A 26,301-nucleotide genomic window follows, 5' to 3' on the forward strand; every position below is an offset into this window, starting at 1 on the left:
AAATTATCCGAAAAATTGTTTACTTTATCGTAAGAATCACTTTTCTTATGCGATGGAAATATTATTTCGGAATCATCCCGCTCTTATTACTGCCATTTTTTTCTGATGCTCAGGCCAGAGTTATCACCGACAGCTTACGTCAGGCCTTCACGGCTTCGAAAGACCCTGTAGAGAAAGCTGATATTTTCTATGATATCGCCAGAGTAGAAATGGAACGAGACCTCGAATCTGTGCCCCTTTACGCTGATTCGCTCGAAAAAATGGCGACGACCTCACGCTATCAAAAAGGAAAACTACGGGCCGACATGCTCAGAGCGCTTTATTATCAGGACAAAAGCGAGCCGGATACAGCCATTTTCCTTTTTCACAAAATACGCAGTGGATACCAGTTACTCGGCGATTCTTCTGCCCTCGCCATGATCTACAACAATATTGCCCGTAATTTTTCTTCATTATACCAACCCGATTCCGCGATCCATTACTATCTTCTCGCAATGGATATACTCCAGATAAACGGAGCGCCTTCCGATCTGGCTTCCACGTACAGTAATATTGGCAACCTCTATGTCAATCAGATGACTTTCCAGAAAGGGATTGACTATCTGAAAAAATCACTCAAAATACGTTTGGATCAGAAAGATGAAAATAAGCTGATCTATACCTATAACAATCTGGCCGTAGCGTATGGCAGCAACCATTTTCCAGACACAGCTTTTTATTATAGTCAGGAAGGGATTGCCATTGCCGAAAAACTGGGCAATACCTATGTCGCCGGAGTCATGAAAGGCGGCATAGCCAACCTCCTGAATCAACAGGGAAAATATGAAGAAAGTATTTCCTGGGCCGATCAGTCAATCGCCGACCTCCGCGCTGCAAATCGAATCCCCAATCTCGTATTTCCACTTTCCAATAAAGCCGAAGCGCTCAATCTTCTGGGAAAATACCATGCAGGACTTGAAGCGGGTAAAGAAGGATACGCGATTATGCTGGAAACCGGTCAACTCAACCCGCTGGAATCGTATTATGAAAATTTTGCCATTTCCCACGAAGGGCTGGGCAATTTTAAAGAAGCCAACTACTGGTGGAAAAAGTTTATGGCACTGGATGATTCCATATTTAAAGAGGAAAATGTTCGCACCCTCGCCGATATGGAAACCAAATACCAGACACAGAAAAAAGAAACTGAAATCGCCACACAAAAACTTCAAATCGAAGGTCAGCGAAACCGGCTTTTCAGGCAACAGGTATGGATTGGCGGTTTGCTGCTGGGATTGGTACTCATTGTTTGCGGCGCATACCTTCTCTATAACCGCTACCGTCTGCGCCAACAGGCTTTGCTCAACCAGACCATAATCCGCGAACAACAGCTGGGACTTAATGCCGTCATAGAAGCGCAGGAATCAGAAAGAAAACGCATCGCCAGAGACCTCCACGATGGCATTGCCCAGGAACTCGTCGCATTAAACCTCCAGTTGCGCGCGGTAGAATATTCCACACTAAAAACGCTGCCTGAGCTTTCGCCCCGTATTGGAGCGCTTTCCCAACAACTCAACGGAACCTGCGAAGAAGTGCGCAACCTTGCACACCTGATGTTGCCGCCCACCCTTGAAACACAGGGACTGGAAGGCAGTTTGGCCCTGTTGCTAAAAAACAGCCTGGACCCCAAAGGGGTAGAAACAAAACTGGAATGCACATTGCCTCAAAGACTGGATATGAAAGTCGAACTCAGCATATACAGGATCACACAGGAGTTGATCAATAATATTGTAAAACACGCACAGGCCGCCCAGGTAGTTGTGCAACTGCTTTACCAGAACAACCTTCTTATTCTCAAAATAGAGGACGATGGCAAAGGTTTTGATTTTGATCAGGCACGAAAAAAGGGCAGTATGGGCCTGCTCAATATTCTGAGCCGCGTAAGCACGCTGGGGGGCGAATTTTCCTCCAGTCAGCGAAACCCACATGGAACCATTTCCACCATTACAATACCCGTACAGGCATGAGTCAAACCATCAAAATCATCGTAGCTGACGACCATCAACTGGTGCGTAAAGGCATAGTCGCCTTACTGAGTATGCTGGATTTTGTAGAAGTGGTAAGAGAGGCTGCGAATGGAATGGAAGTAATGCAATGGTTGCGCAGCAGAAATGAAGCAGCGATTGCCCTGCTCGACCTTGAAATGCCTGAAATGAACGGAACAGAAACCGTAACAGCATTGAGCAAAGAATTTCCTGAAATCCGCGCCATCATCATCACCATGTTACCGGATCCCGAAAGAATCCGCGAAGTGGTGAAAGCAGGAGCAAAAGGAGTACTCTTTAAAACAGCCGCTGTCCAGGAGTTGAGCGAAGCCATCACCCGGGTACACAATGGCGGGAAATACTATACCGGAGAAGTAGCGGCTGTACTGCTTGCCGACCCGGAACCCTCCCTCGACCGGCTGACCAGCAGAGAAATTGAAATACTACGTCTCGTAGCCCAGGGCCATTCCAGTACTGAAATCGGAGAAAAATTATTTATCAGCCCACGCACCGTCGATACACACCGCAACAACCTGATCCAGAAACTGGAAGTCAATGGTATTGCCGGACTGGTGCGCTTTGCCATTGAAAAGAAGATAGTGTGAAGCAGAACATTTACAAACCCTTGTCCATTTCATCGACCATTTCCATCACTTTGGCTTCCAGTTCTGTTTTATAAGCCTGAAGCCGGTCGGCAAGCGCCGGGTCTGCGGTAGCCAGAATCTGCACGGCCAGGATACCCGCATTTTTGGCGCCATCAAGCGCAACCGTAGCTACGGGTACACCGGAAGGCATTTGGAGGATGGACAAGACCGAGTCCCAGCCATCGATCGAATTGGAAGACTTAACCGGAACGCCAATCACAGGGAGCGTTGTAACCGCGGCAACCATGCCGGGAAGATGCGCAGCGCCACCGGCGCCTGCAATAATCACCTGCAAGCCTCTATCGCGCGCGGTGCGGGCATACTCCATCATACGCACAGGTGTGCGGTGCGCCGACACAACCGTAATTTCGTAGGGTACCCCAAAATATTCCAGCATTTCCGCCGCACCGGACATTACCCGAAGGTCGGACTTGCTACCCATAATGATTCCTGCTTTTGCCATGGTTATATTCACCAGTTAATATATAGGAAATCTACATTTGTCATTTCCCGTGTTGTTTCTCTATTTCATCCAATAAGTAATTGCCTATACGGTCAACGACCGCTCGGATTTCTTCCATCGTGAAAACCTCGCCATATTTTTTTAGCTTGGTTTCAACCCCTATAGACTTAGCGCCAAGTCCAAATTTATAATTGGAAAACGTCCATTCCAGTTTTGCCAAAAGTCCAAATGGATTTGGGGAAGATTTAAAACCATCAAATTTGTACAGGATTTCCAATTCGTCAAAATCTCCGGCATTTACCACCATTTCATACAAATCACTTTTCCAATCTGTATCGTCAACCTTCAATGCTGGAGAATTCTGAGAAATGGTACCCTGTAAATGAAAACTCATGCTATTTTCAAGAAAAAAATCACCGATTTTTTTAAGTCGGGACTGGACAATCTCCAAAGAAGGAACGACATTATCGTCGATGGTTTTGCCCAGTGCTTCAACTTTACTGACCTTATACACCTCTTGTCCCTTGAGGTCGCGACCCAGAATCGAAATTCTTTTATCCAAATCGTCCGGCTCGTCCAAAGATTCCCCTCTTGCTGCTTTGAGGTTCCATTCCAGTGATTTCAGCAATAATTGAGCGATGTAGCTTACAAAAGCATCTATATCTCCACCATCCGCACGATTCAGCGCATCAAGGTATTGTTTTTTATCTGACGAAGGGATAATTACAGGAGGGAAACCATATCTTAACAAATGGTAATTCATTAGAAGACGGCATACCCGACCATTTCCATCATCAAACGGGTGAATCAGCACCAATCTGTAGTGAAATAGTGCTGCTGCTTCCAAAGGATGATAGCTATGCGCTTCCCGCCTATACCAGTTCAACAGTTCCTCCATTTTTAAGGGTACTTCTTCCGGAGATGCATAATCGAAGATCTCACCATTCGCCAGTCGCACAGAGTTTGGCTGGCTTTTATAACTACCCACCTGGATTAATCGCCGGGTGGAATCCCCACCAGGTGTGAGGGCATCTTTCCAGAAATCTCTGACCAGGATAATTTCATTCAACTGGCGAATATCAGCCTCCGTAAGCTGGCGTTCCTCTTTTGCCCATTCACGAATCAGAGCCACAGCAACATCGTGTGCTTTCATTTCCTCATATTCCCGCAGATCATGATTGCCTTTGGTTTTGTCGAAAAGCAACAGAAGTTTGGTCTCTCCATAAGTAAGGGTATTGCCTTCTATATGATTGGAATTGTAGTTCCACTCTAATCGGAATTTTTCCCAAAGTTTTCGATCCATCTTTTCGGGAACAGGCAACAGGGATTCCAGTAATTTTTTTTTACTGTCAACCTGTGATAGGATATTTGCGAGTGATTGTTCCATAATAGGTAATCCTTTATAAACCCAGTACACATTAGCTCACAACTCTCACTGTCTGCCTGATATGATTGATCTTTTCGATGAGTTCTGCTTTGTCTTTACCTAATATCGTCACGTGCCCCATCTTTCGCTGGGGTTTGGTTTCGGCTTTGCCGTAAATATGGGGATATACACCTGCCATCGCAAGCATTTCCTCTATACCTTCATACACCGCCGGGCCGCTATACCCCGATTCTCCCAACAGGTTGACCATCGCTGCCGGGCAAAACTGTTCGGTCGGGCCCAGGGGTAATCCCAGTATTGCACGCAAATGTTGCTCGTACTGAGAAGTCAGCGACGCTCTGATCGTCTGATGACCGGAGTTGTGGGGTCTTGGCGCCAATTCATTGACCAGGATTTCACCCGAAGGGGTGACAAACATTTCGATTGCCATGATCCCTACATATTTGAGTTTTTCCACCACAGAAACGGCAATCTCCCCTGCGCGTTTTGCCAGAGACTCAGAAATCTCTGCCGGGGAAAATAGATATTCTACCAGATTGTGTACCGGGTGAAAGACCATTTCCACTACCGGAAAAACACTTATTTCTCCTGTCGGGTTTCGGGCAATCAGCACGGCTATTTCTTTCTCAAAAGGCACAAAAGCCTCCAGCAGTCCCGGGGCATCAAATGATCGTAAAAGATCTTCTGAAGAACGGAGCACCTGCACACCGCGCCCATCGTATCCGGCTACTGCGGTTTTGTTTACCGCCGGCAAGAGGTGTTTATTTTTCAGAATATCGAACCGGTTCTCCACCCTGATAAATGAGGCCGTTGGAATGCCATTATCCCGGAAAAACTCTTTTTGTTTCCGCTTGTCCTGAATCATCCGGATCGTTTTGGGATCAGGGTAAACCGTTTTCCCTTCCGCCTGTAGTTGCTCCAGTGCCTCGGTATTGACGTTTTCGATCTCTATTGTAATGACATCTGAAGCTCTGCCGAATGCCAGTACGGTATCAAAATCTGTCAGTGAGCCTTGCACAAATTCATGGGAATAGGGACGCGCAGGCGCTTCTCCGGATGGATCAAGGATGCGAATATGAACATTCAGATCAACGGCTGCCTGAATCATCATGCGCCCCAGTTGGCCGCCGCCAACAATACCCAGCCGTAGTCCGCGATAGAAGGGTTTCATTCTTTTTGTCGCAAATTTAGGTTAAGGCACGTCATGTTACAAATTTTTCAGCCAACCCGGGAAACGAATCCGCTACCTGCCTACCATGACAAACGCACCCCAATAATAGGGAGAGGGATATTTGATGCGGAGATTTTGCTGGGCCTGCCGGAAGGCGGCGCGTTTGTCTCCCAAATCCAGCCACAATTGGTAAAAGTTTCCCATAAGTTCCTCGGTAGCCTGATCGCTTACTTTCCACAAACTCAGCAAAAGGGTTTCTGCCCCAGCCATAAGGAATGCGCGCTGCAACCCATACACACCCTCGCCATTCTGCACATCCCCCAGTCCTGTCTCACATGCGCTCAGCACGACCAGTTCTACCCCTTGCAGGTCCAGACTGGCCGCTTCGTATGCGGTAAAAATCCCGTCCTGAGAACCTGGTTTTCCTTTCAAAAGTTTTTTGAGGGAATTTCCTGCACCGGCGAGAAACAGTCCGGAGCGCAATAGCGGATTTTCTGTCGCAGGTTGATCTCCCAAAAAATGAAAGCCGGATTTCATATCCTCCTGCTGCATAAAAAAACCGTGTGTAGCTATATGCAACAAATCTGTCTGAGCGACAGACTTGACCCTTGACTCAGTAGCATCTTTGCCCAGGTAAACGGCTGTCTGCCAATTGTTTTTTCTCAGCAGCCGGTCGATTTCCTCCACCTCCTTTTGGGTTCCGGGCAAAGGATTCAGTTCCCCGACTTTTCCACCTCTGAGCCGTATGCCCATTTTATCGGGCGTATTCTTCCGCAGATTTTCATCCACAGCCAATTCGTAGTCAGGTGCCCCGATCAGTACAGCTTTCCGGGATTTTTTTTGTACCGGTTTTTCTCCAGCAGATAAAAAAATCTCACGCGTACTGGTAAGCAGATGAATGTCTGTCCTGTCCATCAGAAAACCTCCTTCAGGGTGTGGAAATGTATGCAGATTGACTTTGTTGAAGATGGCGTCGGGAGAAAGGTATACTTTCCGGTCGGCGTTCATTTCCTTCAGAAAATCGGCTATCGGCTTCCAAAGCCGCTGATAAAAGTCTTCAGGCCGCCATTTTTTCTTCTCTTCTTCACCTGTCTCAAACCAAATGGAGCGCGATACTTTTTCGTCGGGAGAAATGAGCTGTTGATACGATCCGATCAGTTGATGTTCAGATTCCGGGACATCTTTCAGCACGATCAGTTCGGGGTGTTTTTGTGTTTGGGAAGTGATGACCAGCGCAAAATAACCTGGGCGATTCAATTGTTCTTCCCCGATATCCGCAAACCTGACGATCTCCACGGCGGCTTCACCCGGGAGCAGGCAGTCGCGAATCTGCTCCCAGCGGAGGGCTGAATTTTCGCCAAAATTACCGGCAGCTTTAGCCAGCGCTTTTTCCAGCTCATTGATTGTCTGTTCCAGTTCGGCGATTTGTTCAGTATAAGCCTGTGTTTCGACTTTTCTCTCTGAATAATACCACGAAAGTTTCTCCTTTTTTTCTTTCCAAAGCTGATATTTTTCCCTGACAACGGGATCAGAAGACCGCAGCACAATATCCCGGGTAAAAGACTGAGACTGCATCAACACTCCTTTCGTAGCAAGGAGTACATCGTACAAAAAACCAGCAAAATCAGGGTTTGACGCATATCTTTTTACCCCAAAACCCTGAAGCCAGTCGATATTATATTTGAGCGTCTGGTAAAAAGACTGGCGTTCCTTTTCACTCAGAATATGAAAAGTTGTATGAATCCGGGAGATTAGCAGCGTGATACTTTCCCTGACAGCACGTTCTGTCTCGTCCAGTTTTCCCTGTAAAAAAAATAACTCCGCCAAATTTCCCAATACAACCGGAAAGCTGGGGTGGCGGGTGTCCCATTTGCTCAGCATTTCCGAAAAGATCTTCTCCGCAGATTCATATTCGCCCAGTTGCCCATAAGTGAGCGCAAGATTATTTTTCAGGGTAAGAATATCCGGATGGTTTTCGCTTTGCCGGGCAAGCAAGATTTCCAGCGCCGTGCGGAGGTGTTCTACTGCGGAATTGTAATTACCGGTGGAGCGATACACTTCAGCCAGATTTCCGGTAGCAGTGCCGACCAGAGGATGTCTGGGTCCCAATGTTGAAGTAATCATTTCCCTTGACCGAAAAAAGCAAGATTCCGCTTTTGTATAATTTTGGGTATAACTGTACAACAGTCCCAGGTTGTTGAGCGCAAGCGCATATTCGGGGTGGCTTTCACCCAAAATCCGGCCAAAAATTTCCTGTATTTTCTGATATGCTTTTTCGGCTTCGGCATAAAGCCCCATCATCTGATACAGATTGGCTTTGTGTGTCAAAATTTTCCCCATCAATACGGTCTCTTCACCTCGTGCCTTTCGCTCAATTTCGGCCGCTTCATCCAGCACCGCATCTCCTTCTATGAGTCTTCCCGCCGTGATGTACAAATGCCCAAGATTATGTAGCACGGAAACGTAGCGAGGATGGGTAGTACTAATTTTTGCACCGATATTCCTGGCTTCGAATAACCATTTTTCCGACTCCGAAAAATTTCCGGTAAGAATATAAAGATTGCCCAGACTGCTGTAAATATTCACCAGATCAGGGTGCTCATTACCCAAAACTTTTTTAACGATTTCACCGGAAGCGCTAAAATACTGCTTTGCGCCTTCATAGTCGCTTTGAGTCTGGCAAAGATTGCCCATATTCATCAGCACCAATGGATAAAGCGGAACCCATTGTACCTCTTTCCCTTTCATTTTATCCAACACATCGAGAAAAATTACTGACGCAGCCTCAATTTCGCCCGCCTCATACATGGCAAGCCCGAGATTATTGCAGGTTGTGAGGGTTTTTTCATGATTTTCCCCCCACAATTTTTTCCTGATCTGAAGGCAGTTTTGCTGTACTTCTATGGCTCTTGCATATTCGCCGAGGTTGCGGTGTGCTTCACCGAGGTTGTTGAGGTAGTTGTCATATTCAGGAAAATCAGTACCATAAGTTTCACTGATGATCTTCACACACAAACTGGCAATCCGGCAGGCTTCCTGAAATTCCCCATTATGGTTTTTCAACTGTCCCAGATTGCTGAGGGTAAGAATATAGGCAGGATGCGTATTTCCCAAAACCGACGCTTTAATCTCCAGACTTTCTTCCAAAAGCGGGGCGGCATCACGGTAAAGGCCCAATACCATGAGCGAAATCGCCAGGTTGTTAAGCAAATTGACATACACCCCCCAATCGCGTTTTTCAGGAATATTTTCCAGCACTTGCAAGCCTTTGCGGTAATAACCCAGAGCCGCTTCCTGTTCTTTCTGGTAATAAGCAATCGATCCAAGATCATTGAGAACAGTGGCATAATCCATAGCTGGAGGAGAAAGCTGGTTCTCCAAAAAGCGAAGCGACTCATTCAGGATCACAGAAGCCGCCTCATACTGTTCGACTTTGATATACAATTGAGCCAGGCTGTATCGGGCCCTGACACTGAGCGGGTTATCCTTTCCTGCAATTGCCTCGACAATCGAGATATAACGGGTCAGCAATTGCCGGGTTTCTGCATATTTTCCAAGGTTAAGTTTGATATCGGAAACCAAACGCAGGTTTTCCAGATAATCGGGGTGTCGGTTTCCCAGCACTTCCTCCCGAAGTCGGAGACAATCAACCCCGATCGATTCCGCTTCAGCATAATTTCCCTTCTGCGTATTCAACACCATGAGCGTATTGCGGGTATTGATATATTCATTGTGTTTTTCGCCGAGTGAATCGAAGAAAATCGACGCAGCTTTTACAAGTAAAGGTTCCGCTTCTTCAAATTTTCCCCATCGGCGGTACATTTCACCCAGATTATTGATAGCTATTCCATATTGAGGATTTGCCGAACCGAAAATTTTTTCCCGGGTCTCTGCACATTCGGTCATCACTTTCACCCCTTCTTCATACCGCTCCAGCTTCAGGTACACATTCCCCAGCAGCAGGAGAGAGAATGCATATTCCGCGTTTTCGATTTCCCTCATGGCGGAGAGAGAAGCGAGGTAGCAGGCTTCAGCTTCCTGGTCCTGGTCAAGCGCGGTCAGGGTTTGTCCGAGATTTCGTGTGATCAGGCAATAGTTTGCATCTTTTTCCCATTCCATTTCCTGCCAGAGCGCAAGACTTTGCAGGAGATATTTGCGGGAGGCTGTATAGTCCTGCTGATATTGGAAATAGAGACCCAGATTATTCAGCAGAATGGCATAATCTGCACTTTTCTCTCCGATGTCTGCGGCTGCCAGCGTCAGGGCCTGTTGTCCCAATACAACAGCATGCCCATATTCGCCCGACTGAAACTGTCGGAGCGCCTCCTGATTTAGGGTGAACCATTGGGTATCCGGAATGTTCATAGCGTAAAATTACACAATACTTACTGACAGCCTTCCAGCAAACGATCCGGTCTGATAGGTACAACACCTACTTCTTCACAGACCAGCCCTCCGGCAAGGTTGGCAATCATGGCGGCTTGAAGTGGAGAGATCCCGGTTGCTATACCCAAAGTCGCAACACTGATGACCGTATCCCCAGCACCTGAAACATCAGTAATGTTTCGCATACGCGCAGGGATATGAGTATAGGTTCCTCTGGGATCCACGAGCAGCATCCCATTCTCACTCAGAGTAACGAGCGTATAAATATGCGGCATTTTTTCCCGGAGTTGAAGTACCGCATTTACAATTCCGGGGAGATCGTTTTTATTCAACCTTAAACCCAGTGCCTCGCTCAATTCTTTCAGATTGGGTTTAAACAAAAAGGAATTAGCGTAAGAGAAAAAATTGCGGAATTTGGGATCAACCAGTACAGGAATATTGTGCTGTTGTGCGGCGGAAATCAGGGTTTGCGCTAATGAGCGGTTTAGGAATCCTTTATCATAATCCTGAATCACAATTGCATCGAAGCTACTGATCTGATCGAGAGCGGTTTCCAACAGACTTTCTGCCATTTCTTCCGGAAGCGGGCTTTTATCTTCATTGTCCACGCGCAGAACCTGCTGCTGGTTATTGCCGAGTATACGGACTTTCAACGTCGTGCGGCGAGTCGGCAGGCGGGAAATCAGGCTGGTATCAAAACCATTATTATTTGCCTGTATCAGCAATTCGTCTCCTTCCTGATCTTGCCCGACCACCCCGCAGAGCACCGGCATAGCCCCCAGGGCATGCAGATTTAAAGCCACATTTGCAGCACCACCCGGGCGATTTTCTTCCCGATATACATCGACGATGGGCACAGGCGCTTCCGGGGAAATACGCTCGACCCTACCCCACAGGTAACGATCCAGCATAAGATCGCCGGCTACAAGAATTTTGCGATTCCTGCAGCCGGCGAGAAATGTATGAATATCAGCAGATGTTACCAATGGAAACCGTTTTACACGGTACAAAGGTAGTTATTCTGCCTTTCCCATAGAAGTCTGGGGAACTTTGATTTTCAATGCCCGAAGTGCACGGGTAAGACGACCGATACCATCTTCCAGTACTTCATTGGCGTAGGCGTAAGAGAGGCGGATGTGTGAATCTGTACCAAAAGCCGAACCTGGTACAACTGCAAGTCCCTCAGCATCCAGCAGGTAGAGACACAAAGCGTCAATATCGTGGATGGTTTCTCCGGAAGGTGTCTCTGCACCCAGAAAAGCACCGAGGTCTGGGTAGAAGTAAAAAGCCCCATCGGGAAGATTGACTTTCAAACCGTCAATTTCACAGAGTTTTTTATACATCAGGTCGCGGCGGCGGTGAAATTCGTCACGCATGGCGGCAACCGTATCTTGCGGGCCGTTGAGGGCAGCTATCGCACCGATCTGAGCAAAGGCCGTCGCGCCAGAAGTGCTTTGGCCCTGAAGTTTTTCGGTAAGATCAGCAATATCTTTGGGCGCAGCAATATATCCCAAACGCCAGCCGGTCATTGCATATCCTTTGGAAAAGCCATTGACGACGATCACACGATCTGCAACGGAAGGGAATGTTCCGATACTGATATGCGGTTTTCCGAAGGTGATGTGTTCATAAATTTCATCAGAAATGATCAACACATTCGGGTATTTTTCGAGTACTTCGACAATTCCTTCGAGTTCTTCCCGGCTGTACATACTACCAGTCGGGTTGGAGGGAGAAGTCAGGACAAACAGCCGCGTATTGGGTTGAATGGCCGCTTCCAATTGTGCCGGAGTAATTTTATAATTGTCGGAAACATCTGTTTTGATAACAGTAGTCTCGGCCTGTGCCAGGTGGCACATTGCCTCATAGGATACCCAGTAAGGAGCCGGAAGGATGACGGCATCGCCGGGGTTCAGTACGGCGAGGATGACATTGTACAAAGACTGTTTTGCACCGGTAGAAACCACAATCTGATCGGCCTTAAAATCCAGTCCATTCTCCCGTTTAAGCTTATTCGCAATCGCTTCCCGAAGATTGGCATAACCGGACACAGGCGGATAATGGGTAAACCCATCGTCCAAAGCCTTTTTGGCGGCATCCCGGATATGAACCGGCGTATCAGAGTCAGGCTCGCCCAGAGTGAGGCCGATCACATTTCGGCCCTCAGCAGTCAACTGGCGCACTTTTTTGGCGATACCCAGGGTAGCAGATTCCGCCAAAGAGGAAATGATTTGCGAATATTTCATTGATTTATGAGATTTTGGGCGCAATAATACAATAAAATTGAAAGAAACTTAACAAGATTACAAAACTATTTGTGAATTATACTTTCCGCTTACAACTTTTTACATTTACTGTAATCTTTCAAACAGAAATATAAAACCGCAAATTCTATGAAAATCACCACTTTTTTGCCACTTGCTTTCATGATCATCCTTATCAGTTGTGCGTCCTATAACAAAACGACTTACCTCAAAGAATATGATTCATTTATGGAGGATGTCAAGGAAGATTATACTTCTTACGACAAAAAAGACTGGAAAGAGAAAAATGAAGAATTCCGCATTTTAGTAGAAGAACAATATCCCGAATTTGAGGAAGATATGAGCCGGGAAGAAAAAGTCAAATTTTGGACCCAGGCTTTTACATATCAGGTTTACCAGCACAAAGACCGGGTTTTTGATGAGTTGGATAAAAACAAGGAAGTATATTCAGAATTAATGGAAAAAAACGCTGAATTCATCAACACTTTCAGCGAGGATTTTACAAAAGATATTCTTCCTGAACTGGAAAAAACACTCCCTGAATTTCAGAAACTGGGCAAAGATTTTCTGGAGCGTATGGAAGACAAAGGTACGCTGGACAAAATGAAAAACAATCTGGAAGAATTTGGCAAACAGATGAAAGAATTGAATGAAAAGCTGGAAGACAATTAGTCTTTCAGCTTTATCAGTTTTCGCATCAATCCATTTCCTGTCTGGTCATAGATCCTGACAAAATATATTCCCGGTACCAGCCCTGTCAGGGAGAGTTCGTGTTTTGAATGGCTTCCGGAAAGTTTTAGCGACTCAGACACTTTGTGGCCTGAAAGATCATATATGGAGAGGTTTATCTCTCCATTTACCTGACCCAGGAAATCAATAAAAACCTGATCATTTGCCGGATTTGGATAAATATTTACCCCCCAGCTATTTTTGTCGGGGTCAATCGCCGTGCGAGTTCCTATTCCCTGCCAGCGACCGATAGAATCGTTGAGTACATTGTCATCCGTACCAAATCCGGAAACCCAGACCCGGAGGCGATATACATCACTTTCTGTAGGTTTCCATACAGTACCGTGGGCAAACTGGATGGTATCATTGGGAAGCAGCGTAAACACCCGGTTGAGGGTATCATTTTGCACTGCGGAGTCGCCAATCTGGTAGTGAATTACCATGGGGACACCAACGGTATCAAAGGAAACCGTATCAAGGCCACGGTTGATTACTGCACCTGTAATGGTAATTTCGTCATTGGGATTGGCAACAATATCATCGACATAATACATGGCGATGTCGCGCTGCTCTACCTGAGCCAGGCGAATATCATCCAGTACAAGGATAAACTTGTCAGAAGAAGTGTGTCGGAAAGCGATATAGGCCTCCTGTCCGCCGAAAGCATCGAGGCTGGTGGAGCGGTAGGTAAATTCATCGCCTTCTTCAGCCACCACCAAGGCCGGCGGATGAGCCATAAAACCAGCAGAATCAGGCGTAGTGGTAGAAATGCGAATCTCGTAGCTTTCGGGGAAAAACTTATCCTGAGAATAGGCATACCAGGAAAGGCAGGCATTTTCAGGAATAAATACTTTGGGCGAGATCAGGTAGTCATCACTTTTATCGACAGAGCCTTCATACCAGGAAGGAGAAGCCAGTACCCGGTTGACAGAGTCCGTATCTTTAAAGTCAATGACCGACTGCCAGCCCGGATTGGGGACGAGAAACAATATATTGTGGTTGGGAGTCAGCCCGTCATAATCAGCAACTTTCCAGCCGGCGGGAATGGTATCCGTATTAAAATACTCATCGAATATCACAATACCTCCGCAGGGGAAACGGCGAAGATTTGCCAGCGATTCGGGGTCAGCGGGAAAACCGGAGCGGCTGGTAGACTGAGCAACCAATGCGTGAGTGCCGAAGATGCCAGATAGCGTAAGCACTAAAAAAATCGTCAGGGAAAATGATTTTGTCATAACAGACATAACGTGAAGTTCTGAAAAAGGAAGATGCAGTATGCACAAAAATCGTTGCCTTATCAAAAGAAAAAACTCAAATTACCCGAAAGCAATTTGAGTTTTTTTGTATGAATTCAGGTAAAAACACCTATATTTTTATGCCATTTGCACGCATTTCTTTTACAACAGCATAGACACCTTTCTTGCTGATGGTACGAATAGCATGTGCAGAAACTTTAAGGTCAACCCAGCGGTTTTCCTCTGAAATAAAAAAACGTTTTTTCTGAAGGTTGGGATAAAACTTCCTTCTTACTTTGTTATTGGCTTTGGAAACGTTGTTTCCATAGATGGTTTTTTTACCGCTGACTTCGCAAACTCTGGCCATGATTCTGTTCTTTTTTTTCGAAACTTTTTATCCGGCAATTAAGGTCATCTGCCTTTTTCCGGAATCGGATTGCAAATATCTGCAATTCTCTGATAAAACCAAATATTTTTTGGAGAAAACCACAATCCCTAAAAGCCCAGGGTCGCAAAGTGCAGAGAGGGGCGAATGGTTTTTTTCAATAAGGAAAGTAGTTACGCGCCTTTGGCTTGCGAATTCGGGAAATTCAGGCTTTTTTTGCAGAAAATTGCGAGCAATGCCGGTAATTCTTACCAAAAAATTCGGGTTTGAGTCTGCACACTACCTACCAAAGATGCCGGAAGGGCATAAATGCAGGCGTATGCATGGCCACAGCTTCCGTATGGAAGTGAATCTCGTAGGAGAGGCTGACCCCGAAACGGGCATTTTGATCGACTACGGGGATGTGAAAGAAATCGTGCAGCCATTTGTCAAAATGCTTGACCATTGGTGCATCAACGAAGTCGGAGAAAAAGAAGGAAACCTGCTTTTGCAAAATCCTACATCAGAAAATCTCGCAAAATGGTTTTTTGAAAAACTAAATGACCTGCTTCCCGGTTTATACAGTATTGTGATACACGAAACCTGTACCAGTAAATGTGAATACCGCGCAGCATAATTTTCAGATAAACCTTAACAAATAATTCTGTATTTTGCCATTGTGAAAAGGATAACCATTGCCATAGACGGATATGCGGGTTGCGGGAAAAGTTCTACCGCAAAAGCCGTTGCCAGAAAGCTCAATTATCTTTATATCGACTCGGGCGCTATGTACCGGGCCGTAAGCCTGTATTTGCTGCGCCACAATATTCCCTTTGAAACGGAGTCGGAAGAGCTCCTTGACGCGTTGGAGAATATTTATGTGGACTTTTTAGAAAAACCAGGTGAGCTTTTTCCCGTAATCACGCTCAACGGAAAAGAAGTCGAAGATGATATCAGAAACCCTGAAATTTCAGCCATTGTCAGCCAGGTGAGCATCCACAGGGAAGTCAGGCGCGAAATGGTCAGCCAGCAACGACGATTGGGTGAATCCGGTGGCGTCGTCATGGATGGCCGCGACATCGGTACCGTAGTGTTCCCCAATGCCGAACTAAAAGTGTTTATGACCGCATCTATCGACGTAAGAGCCAGACGCAGACAGGAAGAGCTTGCCGAAAGAGGGCTGGATGTCGATTTTGAGGAAATAAGAGCCAACCTTCAAAAACGAGACCATATCGATTCTTCCCGAAAGGAAAGCCCTCTGACTCAGGCCAGTGATGCCATCCTGATCGATACTTCGGATATGGAATTTAAAGACCAGGTTGACAGAGTAATTTCATTAGCAAATGCCGTAATCTCCGGAAATAAAATCCGGGAAATCTAACAAACACCAGGTTTATGATTCAAATAGAAATAGATAAAAATTCGGGGTTCTGCTTTGGGGTCGTATATGCGATTGAAATGGCAGAAGATTATCTGACCGAAAATGGCTCCCTGTATTGTCTGGGCGATATCGTCCACAATGATAAAGAAGTGGAAAGGCTTGAGTCCATGGGCCTCAAGATTATAGACCATGAAACACTCCAAAATCTGAAAGATGCCACTGTCCTGATCCGTGCCCACGGTGAGCCTCCCGAAACTTATAAAATAGCTGTCGAAAACAATATCGAACTCATTGACGCTTCCTGCCCTGTCGTATTAAAACTTCAAAACCGAATCAGAAATGCCTACGATGAGGACCGGAAAATCATTATTCTCGGGAAAAAAGGCCACGCAGAAGTAAATGGGCTCGTAGGTCAGACCAATCAGGAAGCGGTAGTGGTAAGTACAGAAGAAGAGGTCGAAAAACTGGCACTCGAAGGTCCGGTGTCTCTATTCAGCCAGACCACAAAAAGTACCCAGCTCCTCTATAAGATTAAAGAAAAAATGGAAATCCAGTTTGAAGATTTCCGGTTTAATGATACAATCTGCCGACAGGTAAGCAACCGCGAACCTGAGCTGCGCAAATTTTCGAAAAACCACGACGTGATTATTTTTGTCTCCGGTAAAAAAAGCTCCAATGGAAAGGCGCTTTTCCAAACCTGCCAGCAGATTAATCCCAATAGCTATTTTATTTCAGACATTGATGAATTGAACCTCTCCTGGTTGGAGGGAAAATCCACGGTGGGCATTTGTGGCGCTACTTCTACCCCCATGTGGCTGATGGAACAAGTATCAAATTATATTGATGAGAGAGTAAATGGGTCAGTTGTGAGTGTATAAATCCAAACCATGAATTATCGTCATATCAAAGAAGAAATTGCCAACAGTCTGACACACGGACTTGGCGTTGTGTTATTTTTTATCGCTATCCCTGTCCTTGTTTCCTGGACTGTCTTTAAGGGGAATATTGAACACATCTGGGCTGTGAGTATTTTCAGTGTTTCCTTGCTGCTGGTTTATACTGCTTCGACCATTTATCACAGCATTCAACACCCGGAAGTAAAAAGAGTTCTCCGTATCGTTGACCATATCAGCATCTATTTTCTGATCGCAGGCAGTTATACGCCTTTTATTCTGTTTTTTATGAACCAGATGTGGGGATATATTTTCCTCGCCGTCGTTTGGGCAATTGCACTGGGGGGAACAGTATTTAAAATATTTTTTACAGGCAGATTTAAGGTTTTTTCCATCATTCTGTATCTTTCCATGGGGTGGATGGTTATGTTTATCGCCAAACCTATATTTACCGCTATGTCCTTCGAAGGTCTTTTATGGTTGATCATTGGCGGGCTGGCCTATACATTGGGAACCATTTTTTTTATGTGGGAAAAACTCAGGTATCACCATGCTATCTGGCACCTTTTTGTCCTGTTTGGTAGTGTCAGTCACTATATCTCTGTTTTTTATTCCATGTACTATGTGTTACATGTCACTACCTGAAATGAAACGATCTTCCCTGCTCATTTTCCTTCTCCCGGTCTTACTTTGGGGATGTAAAACTGCCGAAAAAAAAGCACTGGTAGAAAATGCGCCATTCATTTCACAAACCTACACAGACAACACGGGCCGCAAGATTTTACTGGCCGACAAGCCTGAAAAAGTAGTTTCCATAGCACCCAATATTACTGAAATCATTTTTGCTATAGGTGGACAAGATAAGCTGGCAGCACGTTCGCAGGCCTGCGACTATCCTGCCGAAGTAGAAAATTTCCCCGAGATAATTACTTTTCCCGAACTCGATCTCGAAGGCCTCAAAGCTACTGACGCCGACCTTATTATCACTACTGACGAAATATTTACCCCGGTTCAGATTGAAATGCTGGATCGCCTGGGCCTTCCCGTTTTTCTACAGTCTTATCATACGCTGGAAGATGTCTATCGCGGAATTGTAGAAATTGGCGAGCTCGTAGATCAATCGGAAAAAGCGACATACCTCGCCGATTCACTCCGCACACTCGAACAGCAAATTGTAGATTCCACCGAAAATCAGATCAAATACAGAACCATGATCCTTATCAGCGCAGAACCGCTGAAAGTAATCGGAGGGAACGGTTTTCTCAACGAAATGATTGAAAAAGCCGGGGGATTGAATGTATTTGGTGAAACTGCGGCCCCGTATTATACCACAACTGTCGAGGAAATCCTGAAGTTACAACCTGAATTTATCATCATGCCTGCCATCCACCAGCAGGCTTATGCTGATTTGCTCGCCACCTACCCTTCCCTTTACAATACTCCGGCAGATGTGCAAAAGCAGGTGCACATTGTCAATCCAGACTTGTTTTACCGCCCTGGTCCCCGCATGCTGGAAGGATTGCTCACACTGACCCATATTCTCCACACGCAATTAAATCCACAAAAGTTTCGCGATGCGCAGTAAGCACGTATGGGCGGCATCGATACTTTTGATTCTACTGATCCTTTCAATGGCGGGAGGATTGTACATTGGCTCCTTCGACTTTTCGTTTGGGGAAATATTCAGCGTGCTGACCGGAAGTGAAATAGAAAATCAAGACATTATCATTGATCTTCGCCTGCCCAGGGTGTTGCTCACGGCCTTTACCGGGGCAATTTTGGCATTAAGTGGTTTTTTTATGCAGGCACTGATCAAAAATCCGCTGGCCGACCCTTACATTATGGGCGTGACCGCCGGTGCAGGATTTGGGGTAAATATCCTGATTCTAGGCCTCATTCCCATTTCCGGATTTACGTATTTCACCATGCCCTTATTTGCCGGAGTGGGGAGTTTGGCAAGTTTACTGTTGGTATTGGGTCTGGGGTACAGAAGTTTGCGCGAAGACAATTCCCAGTTACTGATTGTAGGGGTTGCGGTATCATCGATATTCACTGCGCTGACAGGCGTATTGATTTACCGGTTTGCGCAAAGCGACCAGGTGCGGCGGCTGGTATTCTGGACATTTGGCAGCTTTGGCCATGCGACATGGGAAGCCGTAGCGGTTTGTGGCCCGGTATTATTATTTTCAATAATATTTGGAATGGTGTACGGGAGGAGAATGGATATATTGATTTTGGGAGATATCCAAGCCCAGACGCTGGGCATGGAAGTTTCCCGGGTAAAAATGATATTGCTGTTGGTCAGTTCGCTGATAGTTGGCACGACCGTAGCATTTACCGGGCCGATTGGATTTGTAGGAATGATGATTCCGCACTTTTGCCGGGCATTGTTTGGTGCAGCGCACAGGCCCAATATCCTGCTGGGTACATTGATGGGAGCGGCATTTTTGACAGGATGTGATGTATTGGGACGAATAATTTTACCCCCGGCAGGACTTCCTACCGGCATTATCACATCGATTCTGGGGGTACCTTTTTTTCTGTATATCCTCTTTAGCAGAAAAAGTTATTTGTAACGCCGCTGGGCAAAAATCCAGTCATAGATCAGGGGATGAGAATCAAATGCATCATCCCAGCTATTGTGTCCCACACCTGGAAACTCTGTATAAATCACCGAAGCGCCAGCGCGGCGAAGCGCAGCAACCATTTCCTGGCTTCGAATCGGAGGCACCACCTCATCTGCCCCTCCATGAAATACCCATGTCGGAACCTGCGCCATTCTTGGAGCATAAGAAGGATACCCGCCCCCACATATCGGGAAAGCAGCGGCAAACCGCTCGGGATAATTGGCAAGCGCGCTCCAGGTACCGTATCCGCCCATAGAAAGACCGCCGATATAGACACGGCGACGCTCGACCGGGTAGGTTTTCAACACCTCGTCCATCAACTCCATCACCAGTTCCAACTGCCGGGTTGGCGTTTTATCAGCTGGTTTTCCCGCTACCTCCCTGTCATATTGGGACCATTGCTGACCCTCCGGACATTGAGGCACAATCACAAAAGACGGATATTTTTCCATAAACTCTGCGGACACAAATCTTTTGGCAACATGCACCAACTGCGCAGAATTGTCATTTCCCCTTTCACCTGATCCATGCAAAAATATTACCAGCGGATAACGAATGGCAGTATTTTCGAAACCTGCCGGCATATGAAACCGGTAAAGCAGGGAATCTCCTTTTGCAGAGTGGAAAACCTTTGGCTCATATTCGCTGGCATCCTGAGAAAATACGGTGCCGCTCAAAACACCTATGAGCAGAAATAAGAATAGTAACTGTTTCATCATACAGAAATAAATGAATGTCTGATTAGATAGGTCAATATAATTACAAATTTTCAGAACAAACCTTTTTGGTATTTTTATTCGGAAGTTTACCCTATCTATGCTATTCCAAAAGATCATTTGTAAATTGACAATCCTTAAGCGTAATTTGCAGTCCGAAAGGTCTGAACATACATGCAGCATATAAGAAATTTCTGTATCATCGCTCATATTGACCATGGTAAGAGTACCCTGGCTGACCGCTTGTTGGAAGCGACTCATACGCTTACACAACGCGAGATGAAAGCCCAGGTATTGGATAGTATGGATCTGGAGAGGGAAAAAGGTATTACCATCAAAAGTCATGCGATCCAGATGGTATATCCCAAAGACGGCACATCCTATACACTCAACCTCATCGACACACCGGGTCATGTGGACTTCTCTTATGAAGTATCAAGGGCCATCTCATCCTGTGAAGGCGCGCTCCTGATTGTGGATGCAGCGCAGGGAATAGAAGCGCAAACCATTTCCAACCTGTATCTGGCGTTGGAACACAATCTGGAAATCATTCCGGTTCTCAACAAAATCGACCTGCCAAGCGCGCGAATCGAAGAAGTCAGCGACGAAATCATAGATCTGATTGGTTGCGACCCCGAGGATATTCTTCATGCAAGTGCAAAAAATGGAATTGGTATTACCGAAATCCTCGATCGGATTGTGGAGCGAATACCGCCCCCGACCGGTAATCCTGATGCCCCACTCAAGGCGCTGGTATTCGACTCCGTGTTTAATTCCTACCGCGGAACCATCGTGTACTTCCGGATTTTTGACGGAAGTATCAGTAAAGGCGATGTAGTAAAATTTATCGCGACCGAAGCCGAGTATGAAGTCGGTGAGGTGGGAATCCTGCGGCTCCAACAACAGCCCGAACAGACCATTGAAACCGGAAGCGTAGGTTATATGGTTGCAGGCATAAAAAATGTGCGGGAGGTTAAGGTCGGGGATACGATTACCCTCAAGAAAAATCCGGCGGCTACCGCAATTCAGGGATTTCAGGAAGTAAAACCGATGGTTTTTGCCGGTATTTATCCGGTAGATACCGAAGACTTCGAGGATCTTCGCGATTCGCTGGAAAAACTACAACTTAATGACGCCTCTCTCGTGTATCAGCCGGAGACGTCTGCTGCGTTGGGCTTCGGTTTTCGCGCCGGTTTCCTGGGCATGCTCCATATGGAGATTATTCAGGAAAGGCTGGAACGGGAGTTTGAAATGTCAGTTATCACCACAGTGCCCAACGTAGGCTTTAAAGCGATTTTGACAGACGGCAGCGAATTTGCCATCAACAGCCCGTCTGACCTTCCGGAAGCTACCCGTTTGAAAGATCTGCTGGAGCCCTTTATCCGGGCACAGATTATCACCAAGTCTGACTACATCGGGAAAGTCATGGAGCTTTGTATCGATAAACGGGGAAGATTTGTCAATCAGGTATATCTGACCACAGACCGGGTGGAAATCACCTTTGAATTGCCACTGGCGGAAGTTGTGTTTGATTTTTTTGACAAACTCAAAACCATTTCCAGGGGGTACGCATCATTTGACTATCATTTGATCGGGTTTCAGTCTTCACATTTATCCAAACTTGATATATTGCTCAATGGCGACCAGGTGGACGCACTGAGCGCGCTGATTCACCGCGACAAAGCCTATGACTGGGGAAGAAGAATCTGCATCAAACTGAAGGAGTTGATTCCCCGTCAACAGTATGAAGTAGCCATCCAGGCAGCAATCGGGGCAAAAGTAATCGCAAGGGAAACTGTAAAAGCGCTCAGGAAAGACGTTACAGCGAAGTGTTATGGCGGGGATATCTCCCGGAAACGGAAACTTTTGGAAAAACAAAAAGCAGGGAAAAAACGGATGCGTCAGGTAGGTAGTATTGAAGTGCCTCAGAGTGCGTTCCACGCTGTGCTAAAACTTGACTAAAAAAAGTCCTCTGACTGAAAAATCAGAGGACTGACATCAATAAAAAAGGCTTTAACTTTCAGTAATTCTACTTACTACTCTGTATTTGTAACGATACAATTAGTTGGTTAGTATAGTTAAAGTGTTATATTCCAGCTCTAATTGCACCCGTTATGAACTCGTCTCTCAACCCGTTCCTCACTGAAGCAGGACAGCCCCGAAAGATTCAGTCCTTTATAGAGCTCTTCTACTATTGGGAAAAGACAAAAGCCGGAGAAGTATATTTGCGCCAGCCTCAAAATGGTCAGTGGACTGACTACACCTGGTATGAGGTGGGCAACCAGGCACGCCGTATGGCAGCTGCGATCAACGATATGGGCCTTCCTCCGCAAAGCAATATTGCGATGATTTCCAAAAACTGTGCCCACTGGATCATCTGCGATATAGCCATCAAAATGAGCGGACATGTTTCTGTCCCCTTCTACCCCAACCTGACGCCAGAACAGTTAAATCAACTGATGGAACATAGTGGCTCGAAGGTGCTTTTTGTAGGAAAACTCGACGATACCCTTGCCGTGGACAACGGGGTTCCGGATGATGTGCGTATGATTTCATTCCCGATTTCCATTGCGCAAAACTTCGAAAAATGGGACGACCTGATCGCCCGGTATGAGCCCATTCAGGACAATTTTATTCCACGCCCTGAAGACCTTGAAACAATTATCTATACCTCCGGCACTACGGGAGAACCCAAAGGGGTAATGATTACCCATGCCATCAATGCATCCATCATTGATCCGGTACTGAAAATGACCCAACTCGACCAGATAGAAGGAAGGTTCTTCTCCTATCTTCCGCTCAACCATGTTGCAGAGCGTGCACTTGTCGAATGCGGCAGCCTGATGAATGGCGGAGTGATTTATTTTGCAGAATCGGTTGATACCTTCGCAGAAAATCTCAAATATGCCAGCCCGACCATTTTCCTTGCTGTACCCCGTATCTGGACAAAATTTCAAATGGGCATCCTGGCAAAAATGCCTCAGGACAAACTGGACTTCTTGCTCCGAATCCCTATCCTGTCAGGATTTATAAAGAAAACGATCAAAAAAGGCCTGGGCTTGCACAAAGCAATATGGATGATTTCCGGGGCAGCGCCTATTGCAAACTCAACCCTGGAATGGTTCAAACAAATCGACATTCATATTTCCGAAGCCTATGGCATGACAGAAAACAATGCGGTATGTTCAGCCAATCATAAAGACCGCATTTATATAGGTTCGGTAGGCGAAATTTATCCTGACTGTGAAGTAAAAATCGTACCCGAAACCGGTGAAATCATCATGAAAGCAGCCTGGAATATGAAGGGGTATTACAAAAATCCTTCGATGACAGCAGAAGTGCTGAAAGATGGCTGGCTTTATACCGGCGATATGGGAGAAATCGAAAATGGATTTCTCAAAATCACCGGCAGGGTAAAAGACATGTTTAAAACCGCCAAAGGCGAATATGTCATCCCCGTACCTATGGAGCGAATGTTTGCCTCCAATACCCTGATTGAGCAGGTTTGTATCGTAGGCTATGGACTGCCCCAGCCTTTTGCCCTTGTCAACCTGTCAGAATATTCCCGCCATATGGAAAAAGCCGAGGTAGAGGAAAGCCTGACCGAAACCCTGAAAGCCGTCAATGACAATGTCGCTGACTACGAAAAAGTCAACCGTGTTGTCGTTACGTCTGATACCTGGACGGTTGAAAACGGGCTGTTGACCCCTACACTGAAAGTTCGCCGCAATGTGATGGACGCCCGATACAGAGTGCGGATGGAAGAATGGTACAATCAGGGAGGCGAAGTCGTCATTTGGGAATAATATCCAAAAATTATGTCAACCAACCGTCAGATAAAACTTGCAGCGCGACCCTTTGGTCTGCCCAAACGCTCAGATTGGGAAATCACTGATGCGCCGGTACCCGTACCGGCAGAAGGAGAAGTACTGATCCAGATAATGTACATTTCCCTAGACCCCGCGATGCGCGGGTGGATGAATGACAGGAAATCCTATATCCGCCCCGTCGCCATCGGCGAGGTGATGCGCGCCGGCACTGTCGGGAAGGTGATCAGTTCTCACAATCCAAAATATCGCGAAGGCGACCATGTCTATGGCAGCCTGGGCGTACAACAATATGCCATCTCCGATGGCACAGGACTCACCAAAGTCGATCCCAACCTCCTGCCCCTGCCGACATACCTCGGCGCATTGGGCATAGCCGGGCTCACCGCATACTTTGGTCTGCTCGATATCTGCAACCCCAAAGAAGGCGAAACCCTTGTGGTATCCGGCGCCGCCGGTTCTGTAGGCGAGATTGCCGGTCAGATCGGCAAACTCAAAGGCTGCCGCGTAGTCGGCATCGCCGGAGGACCTGAGAAATGCAGGTATATCACTGAAGAACTGGGGTTCGATGAAGCCATTGACTACAAAAATGAAGCGGTACGCGCCGGACTGAAAAGAACCTGCCCCGACGGCATAGATATATACTTCGACAATGTAGGCGGTGAAATACTGGACGAAGTGCTGGCTAAAATCAATTTTAAAGCCAGAATCAGCCTGTGTGGCGCCATTTCCCAGTACAATGCGACAACTCTCGTGCCGGGGCCAGCCAATTACGCCTCTCTGATTATCAACCGGGCAAAGATGGAAGGTTTTATTGTCTTTGACTACGCAAGCCGATATATGGAAGCCATACCGGAACTGGCCGGCTGGATCATGCAGGGAAAACTCAAAACCCGCCAGCATATTGAAGAAGGTATCGACAACTTCCCCGAAGTGTTTCTCAAACTGTTTTCAGGCGAAAATCAGGGCAAGCTGATTTTGAAGGTGTAAGGTTTCCGGAGGTAGAAAAATATTTTACCACCCCGCAACTGATTGAAAAAATGATTATATTAACAGGTAGTTAACAGCATAGTCCTGTTGATTGTCACAATCAAATACCTTACCGTTATGTCAAAAGACAAAAATGCAAAAAAAGAAACTGCCAAAAAGGAACCCGAAAAAACCTTGAAGGAAAAAAGAGCTGCGAAAAAAGCGAAACGCGACAGCAAATCATAAAAGTTGCTGGCTTGCACTTCAACAAAACAATTTTTCTCCACTGCCACCACCCGGTGGCAGTTTATTTTTAGTTACTGACTTAACTTTCTGCGATAGATGCATAAATCGCTAATATCATAGGATAAACCACAGTAAGTATCAGTGCAACCGTATTGAAGAAGATGGCACGATTGGATTTTTTCCATTTCTTTTCATCATACTCCTCCCAGGGCGAACTCATCATCCTTCTCGCTTTTTTTGCTTTAACAATTCCTATCACGGATAATAAAATGGATAACGCCCAGGGGATAAGCACCAGAATCCCAATGTGTATCACACTAAAAAATGATAAAAAAATTGCCCCTAAAACTACAGCAGAAGAAATCATCGCAGCTATCCCGAATATGGATGACTCTTTGATAAGGATTTCTGAGGGTTTTTGTGCCTTTATCGGTTCTTCTTCTGAGGTAAATGCTACCAGGGAATCGCGCGAGCCGACCTGTCCGGCATAAGCGGTAAATGGTTGGCCAGTGGTCAGGAAAATCATACACACAGTGAGAGAAAGTGATTTCATTAATTTTTTCATATTGTTGAAGATTTTGCGAAAGATTATTGATCTGAAATAAGGTATTTGATGGCATTAGCGTTGGGTAGTCAGTAACACTACCCTCCGTGTTGCTGGATTTTTTTAAGATACACCAGCGGTTTGAATTGTGCTGTAGGGAGGCGTGGAAAGCCGGGCTTTTTTGGATTTACTATGGCCTCTCAGCCCTAAGAAAACAATCAGTCCCAACAATAAAGCATTGATTCCCAATATAATCGTCCATGCCGTCGCACCAAATGCAGTTACGGCCGTAACCAGGAGCTTTTTGGGCGTGTCATCTTCCATAGCATAGGGCTTGGAAACCCAACCCGTCGCCTCCATCTGCCCTGCGAAAGCCAAAGGCACGATGAAAGCAAACATGATCAGAAATATGAATCCTGCTTTCATGGAATATG

The 26,301-nt window shown here is 46.1% G+C and carries 23 protein-coding genes; 12 read left to right on the forward strand and 11 right to left on the reverse strand.

Annotation, left to right across the window (positions count from 1 at the left end; genetic code table 11):
* Positions 1 to 47: 47 nt before the first annotated feature.
* Together R3D00_21095 and R3D00_21100 are read left to right on the forward strand one after the other, a co-directional pair.
* On the forward strand, positions 48 to 2,003 hold the full coding sequence (locus R3D00_21095; protein MEZ4775691.1) for a sensor histidine kinase: 1,956 nt from the start codon (positions 48 to 50) through the stop codon (positions 2,001 to 2,003).
* Entirely contained in the window at positions 2,000 to 2,626 is a 627-nt protein-coding gene (locus R3D00_21100) for a response regulator transcription factor (GenBank protein MEZ4775692.1), read from the forward strand. The genes R3D00_21095 and R3D00_21100 overlap by 4 nt, the downstream gene beginning before the upstream one ends.
* A gap of 10 nt (positions 2,627 to 2,636) precedes the next feature.
* Here R3D00_21100 and purE read toward each other — a convergent pair whose 3' ends face one another.
* The 6 genes from purE to R3D00_21130 all read right to left on the reverse strand — a co-directional run bounded on the left by purE (position 2,637) and on the right by R3D00_21130 (position 12,318).
* Positions 2,637 to 3,128 (reverse strand): 5-(carboxyamino)imidazole ribonucleotide mutase, encoded by a 492-nt coding sequence (gene purE, locus R3D00_21105; GenBank protein MEZ4775693.1) that lies wholly within the window; start codon positions 3,126 to 3,128, stop codon positions 2,637 to 2,639.
* A 40-nt stretch (positions 3,129 to 3,168) separates the two neighbouring features.
* Entirely contained in the window at positions 3,169 to 4,515 is a 1,347-nt protein-coding gene (locus R3D00_21110; protein MEZ4775694.1) for a Fic family protein, read from the reverse strand.
* 31 nt (positions 4,516 to 4,546) lie between these two features.
* Positions 4,547 to 5,686, reverse strand: a complete 1,140-nt coding sequence (locus R3D00_21115; protein ID MEZ4775695.1) for a 5-(carboxyamino)imidazole ribonucleotide synthase — start codon at positions 5,684 to 5,686, stop codon at positions 4,547 to 4,549.
* A gap of 72 nt (positions 5,687 to 5,758) precedes the next feature.
* Positions 5,759 to 10,051, reverse strand: coding sequence for a tetratricopeptide repeat protein (locus R3D00_21120; protein ID MEZ4775696.1), 4,293 nt, complete (start codon positions 10,049 to 10,051; stop codon positions 5,759 to 5,761).
* A gap of 20 nt (positions 10,052 to 10,071) precedes the next feature.
* Positions 10,072 to 11,058 carry a PfkB family carbohydrate kinase gene (locus R3D00_21125; GenBank protein ID MEZ4775697.1) on the reverse strand — a complete coding sequence of 329 codons (987 nt, stop codon included), beginning with the start codon at positions 11,056 to 11,058 and terminating at the stop codon, positions 10,072 to 10,074.
* Positions 11,059 to 11,088: 30 nt separating this feature from the next.
* Positions 11,089 to 12,318, reverse strand: a complete 1,230-nt coding sequence (locus R3D00_21130; GenBank protein MEZ4775698.1) for a pyridoxal phosphate-dependent aminotransferase — start codon at positions 12,316 to 12,318, stop codon at positions 11,089 to 11,091.
* Between the two features lie 147 nt (positions 12,319 to 12,465).
* Between R3D00_21130 and R3D00_21135 the strand changes: the two genes are divergently transcribed.
* Positions 12,466 to 13,008, forward strand: a complete 543-nt coding sequence (locus R3D00_21135) for a hypothetical protein (GenBank protein ID MEZ4775699.1) — start codon at positions 12,466 to 12,468, stop codon at positions 13,006 to 13,008.
* Here R3D00_21135 and R3D00_21140 read toward each other — a convergent pair.
* Together R3D00_21140 and rpmB are read right to left on the reverse strand one after the other, a co-directional pair.
* Positions 13,005 to 14,309 carry a choice-of-anchor J domain-containing protein gene (locus R3D00_21140; protein MEZ4775700.1) on the reverse strand — a complete coding sequence of 435 codons (1,305 nt, stop codon included), beginning with the start codon at positions 14,307 to 14,309 and terminating at the stop codon, positions 13,005 to 13,007. The two genes, R3D00_21135 and R3D00_21140, sit on opposite strands and share 4 nt — an antisense overlap.
* Positions 14,310 to 14,430: 121 nt before the next feature.
* Positions 14,431 to 14,667 carry a 50S ribosomal protein L28 gene (gene rpmB, locus R3D00_21145; protein MEZ4775701.1) on the reverse strand — a complete coding sequence of 79 codons (237 nt, stop codon included), beginning with the start codon at positions 14,665 to 14,667 and terminating at the stop codon, positions 14,431 to 14,433.
* Positions 14,668 to 14,920: 253 nt separating this feature from the next.
* Between rpmB and queD the strand changes: the two genes are divergently transcribed.
* Genes queD through R3D00_21175 form a run of 6 tightly spaced genes read left to right on the forward strand, consistent with a single transcriptional unit; the run spans position 14,921 to position 19,514 of the window.
* The gene (gene queD / locus R3D00_21150) at positions 14,921 to 15,301 is read left to right on the forward strand and encodes a 6-carboxytetrahydropterin synthase QueD (GenBank protein ID MEZ4775702.1); all 381 of its coding nucleotides are present in this window, start codon (positions 14,921 to 14,923) and stop codon (positions 15,299 to 15,301) included.
* A gap of 42 nt (positions 15,302 to 15,343) precedes the next feature.
* A complete protein-coding gene (gene cmk, locus R3D00_21155; GenBank protein ID MEZ4775703.1) occupies positions 15,344 to 16,045 on the forward strand; it encodes a (d)CMP kinase in 702 nt (233 codons plus the stop codon).
* Positions 16,046 to 16,062: 17 nt separating this feature from the next.
* A complete protein-coding gene (locus R3D00_21160) occupies positions 16,063 to 16,923 on the forward strand; it encodes a 4-hydroxy-3-methylbut-2-enyl diphosphate reductase (protein ID MEZ4775704.1) in 861 nt (286 codons plus the stop codon).
* Positions 16,924 to 16,932: 9 nt separating this feature from the next.
* Positions 16,933 to 17,583: a hemolysin III family protein gene (locus tag R3D00_21165; protein MEZ4775705.1), complete on the forward strand. Its 651-nt coding sequence runs from the start codon at positions 16,933 to 16,935 to the stop codon at positions 17,581 to 17,583.
* Position 17,584: 1 nt separating this feature from the next.
* The gene (locus R3D00_21170) at positions 17,585 to 18,523 is read left to right on the forward strand and encodes a helical backbone metal receptor (protein MEZ4775706.1); all 939 of its coding nucleotides are present in this window, start codon (positions 17,585 to 17,587) and stop codon (positions 18,521 to 18,523) included.
* Positions 18,513 to 19,514, forward strand: a complete 1,002-nt coding sequence (locus tag R3D00_21175) for an iron ABC transporter permease (protein MEZ4775707.1) — start codon at positions 18,513 to 18,515, stop codon at positions 19,512 to 19,514. The genes R3D00_21170 and R3D00_21175 overlap by 11 nt, the downstream gene beginning before the upstream one ends.
* Here R3D00_21175 and R3D00_21180 read toward each other — a convergent pair.
* Positions 19,505 to 20,281 (reverse strand): prolyl oligopeptidase family serine peptidase, encoded by a 777-nt coding sequence (locus R3D00_21180; GenBank protein ID MEZ4775708.1) that lies wholly within the window; start codon positions 20,279 to 20,281, stop codon positions 19,505 to 19,507. The two genes, R3D00_21175 and R3D00_21180, sit on opposite strands and share 10 nt — an antisense overlap.
* A gap of 174 nt (positions 20,282 to 20,455) precedes the next feature.
* Between R3D00_21180 and lepA the strand changes: the two genes are divergently transcribed.
* The 3 genes from lepA (at position 20,456) to R3D00_21195 (ending at position 25,098) form a co-directional block, all read left to right on the forward strand.
* Positions 20,456 to 22,243, forward strand: a complete 1,788-nt coding sequence (gene lepA, locus R3D00_21185; GenBank protein ID MEZ4775709.1) for a translation elongation factor 4 — start codon at positions 20,456 to 20,458, stop codon at positions 22,241 to 22,243.
* 152 nt (positions 22,244 to 22,395) lie between these two features.
* Positions 22,396 to 24,087: an AMP-binding protein gene (locus R3D00_21190; protein MEZ4775710.1), complete on the forward strand. Its 1,692-nt coding sequence runs from the start codon at positions 22,396 to 22,398 to the stop codon at positions 24,085 to 24,087.
* A gap of 12 nt (positions 24,088 to 24,099) precedes the next feature.
* On the forward strand, positions 24,100 to 25,098 hold the full coding sequence (locus R3D00_21195; GenBank protein ID MEZ4775711.1) for an NADP-dependent oxidoreductase: 999 nt from the start codon (positions 24,100 to 24,102) through the stop codon (positions 25,096 to 25,098).
* A 304-nt stretch (positions 25,099 to 25,402) separates the two neighbouring features.
* Here R3D00_21195 and R3D00_21200 read toward each other — a convergent pair whose 3' ends face one another.
* Complete coding sequence (locus R3D00_21200; protein ID MEZ4775712.1) at positions 25,403 to 25,888, reverse strand: hypothetical protein; 486 nt, start codon at positions 25,886 to 25,888, stop codon at positions 25,403 to 25,405.
* A 102-nt stretch (positions 25,889 to 25,990) separates the two neighbouring features.
* A complete protein-coding gene (locus R3D00_21205) occupies positions 25,991 to 26,293 on the reverse strand; it encodes a hypothetical protein (GenBank protein ID MEZ4775713.1) in 303 nt (100 codons plus the stop codon).
* Between the last annotated feature and the right edge of the window lie 8 nt (positions 26,294 to 26,301).

This window comes from Bacteroidia bacterium (assembly GCA_041391665.1).
Classification (GTDB): Bacteria; Bacteroidota; Bacteroidia; order J057; family J057; genus JAGQVA01.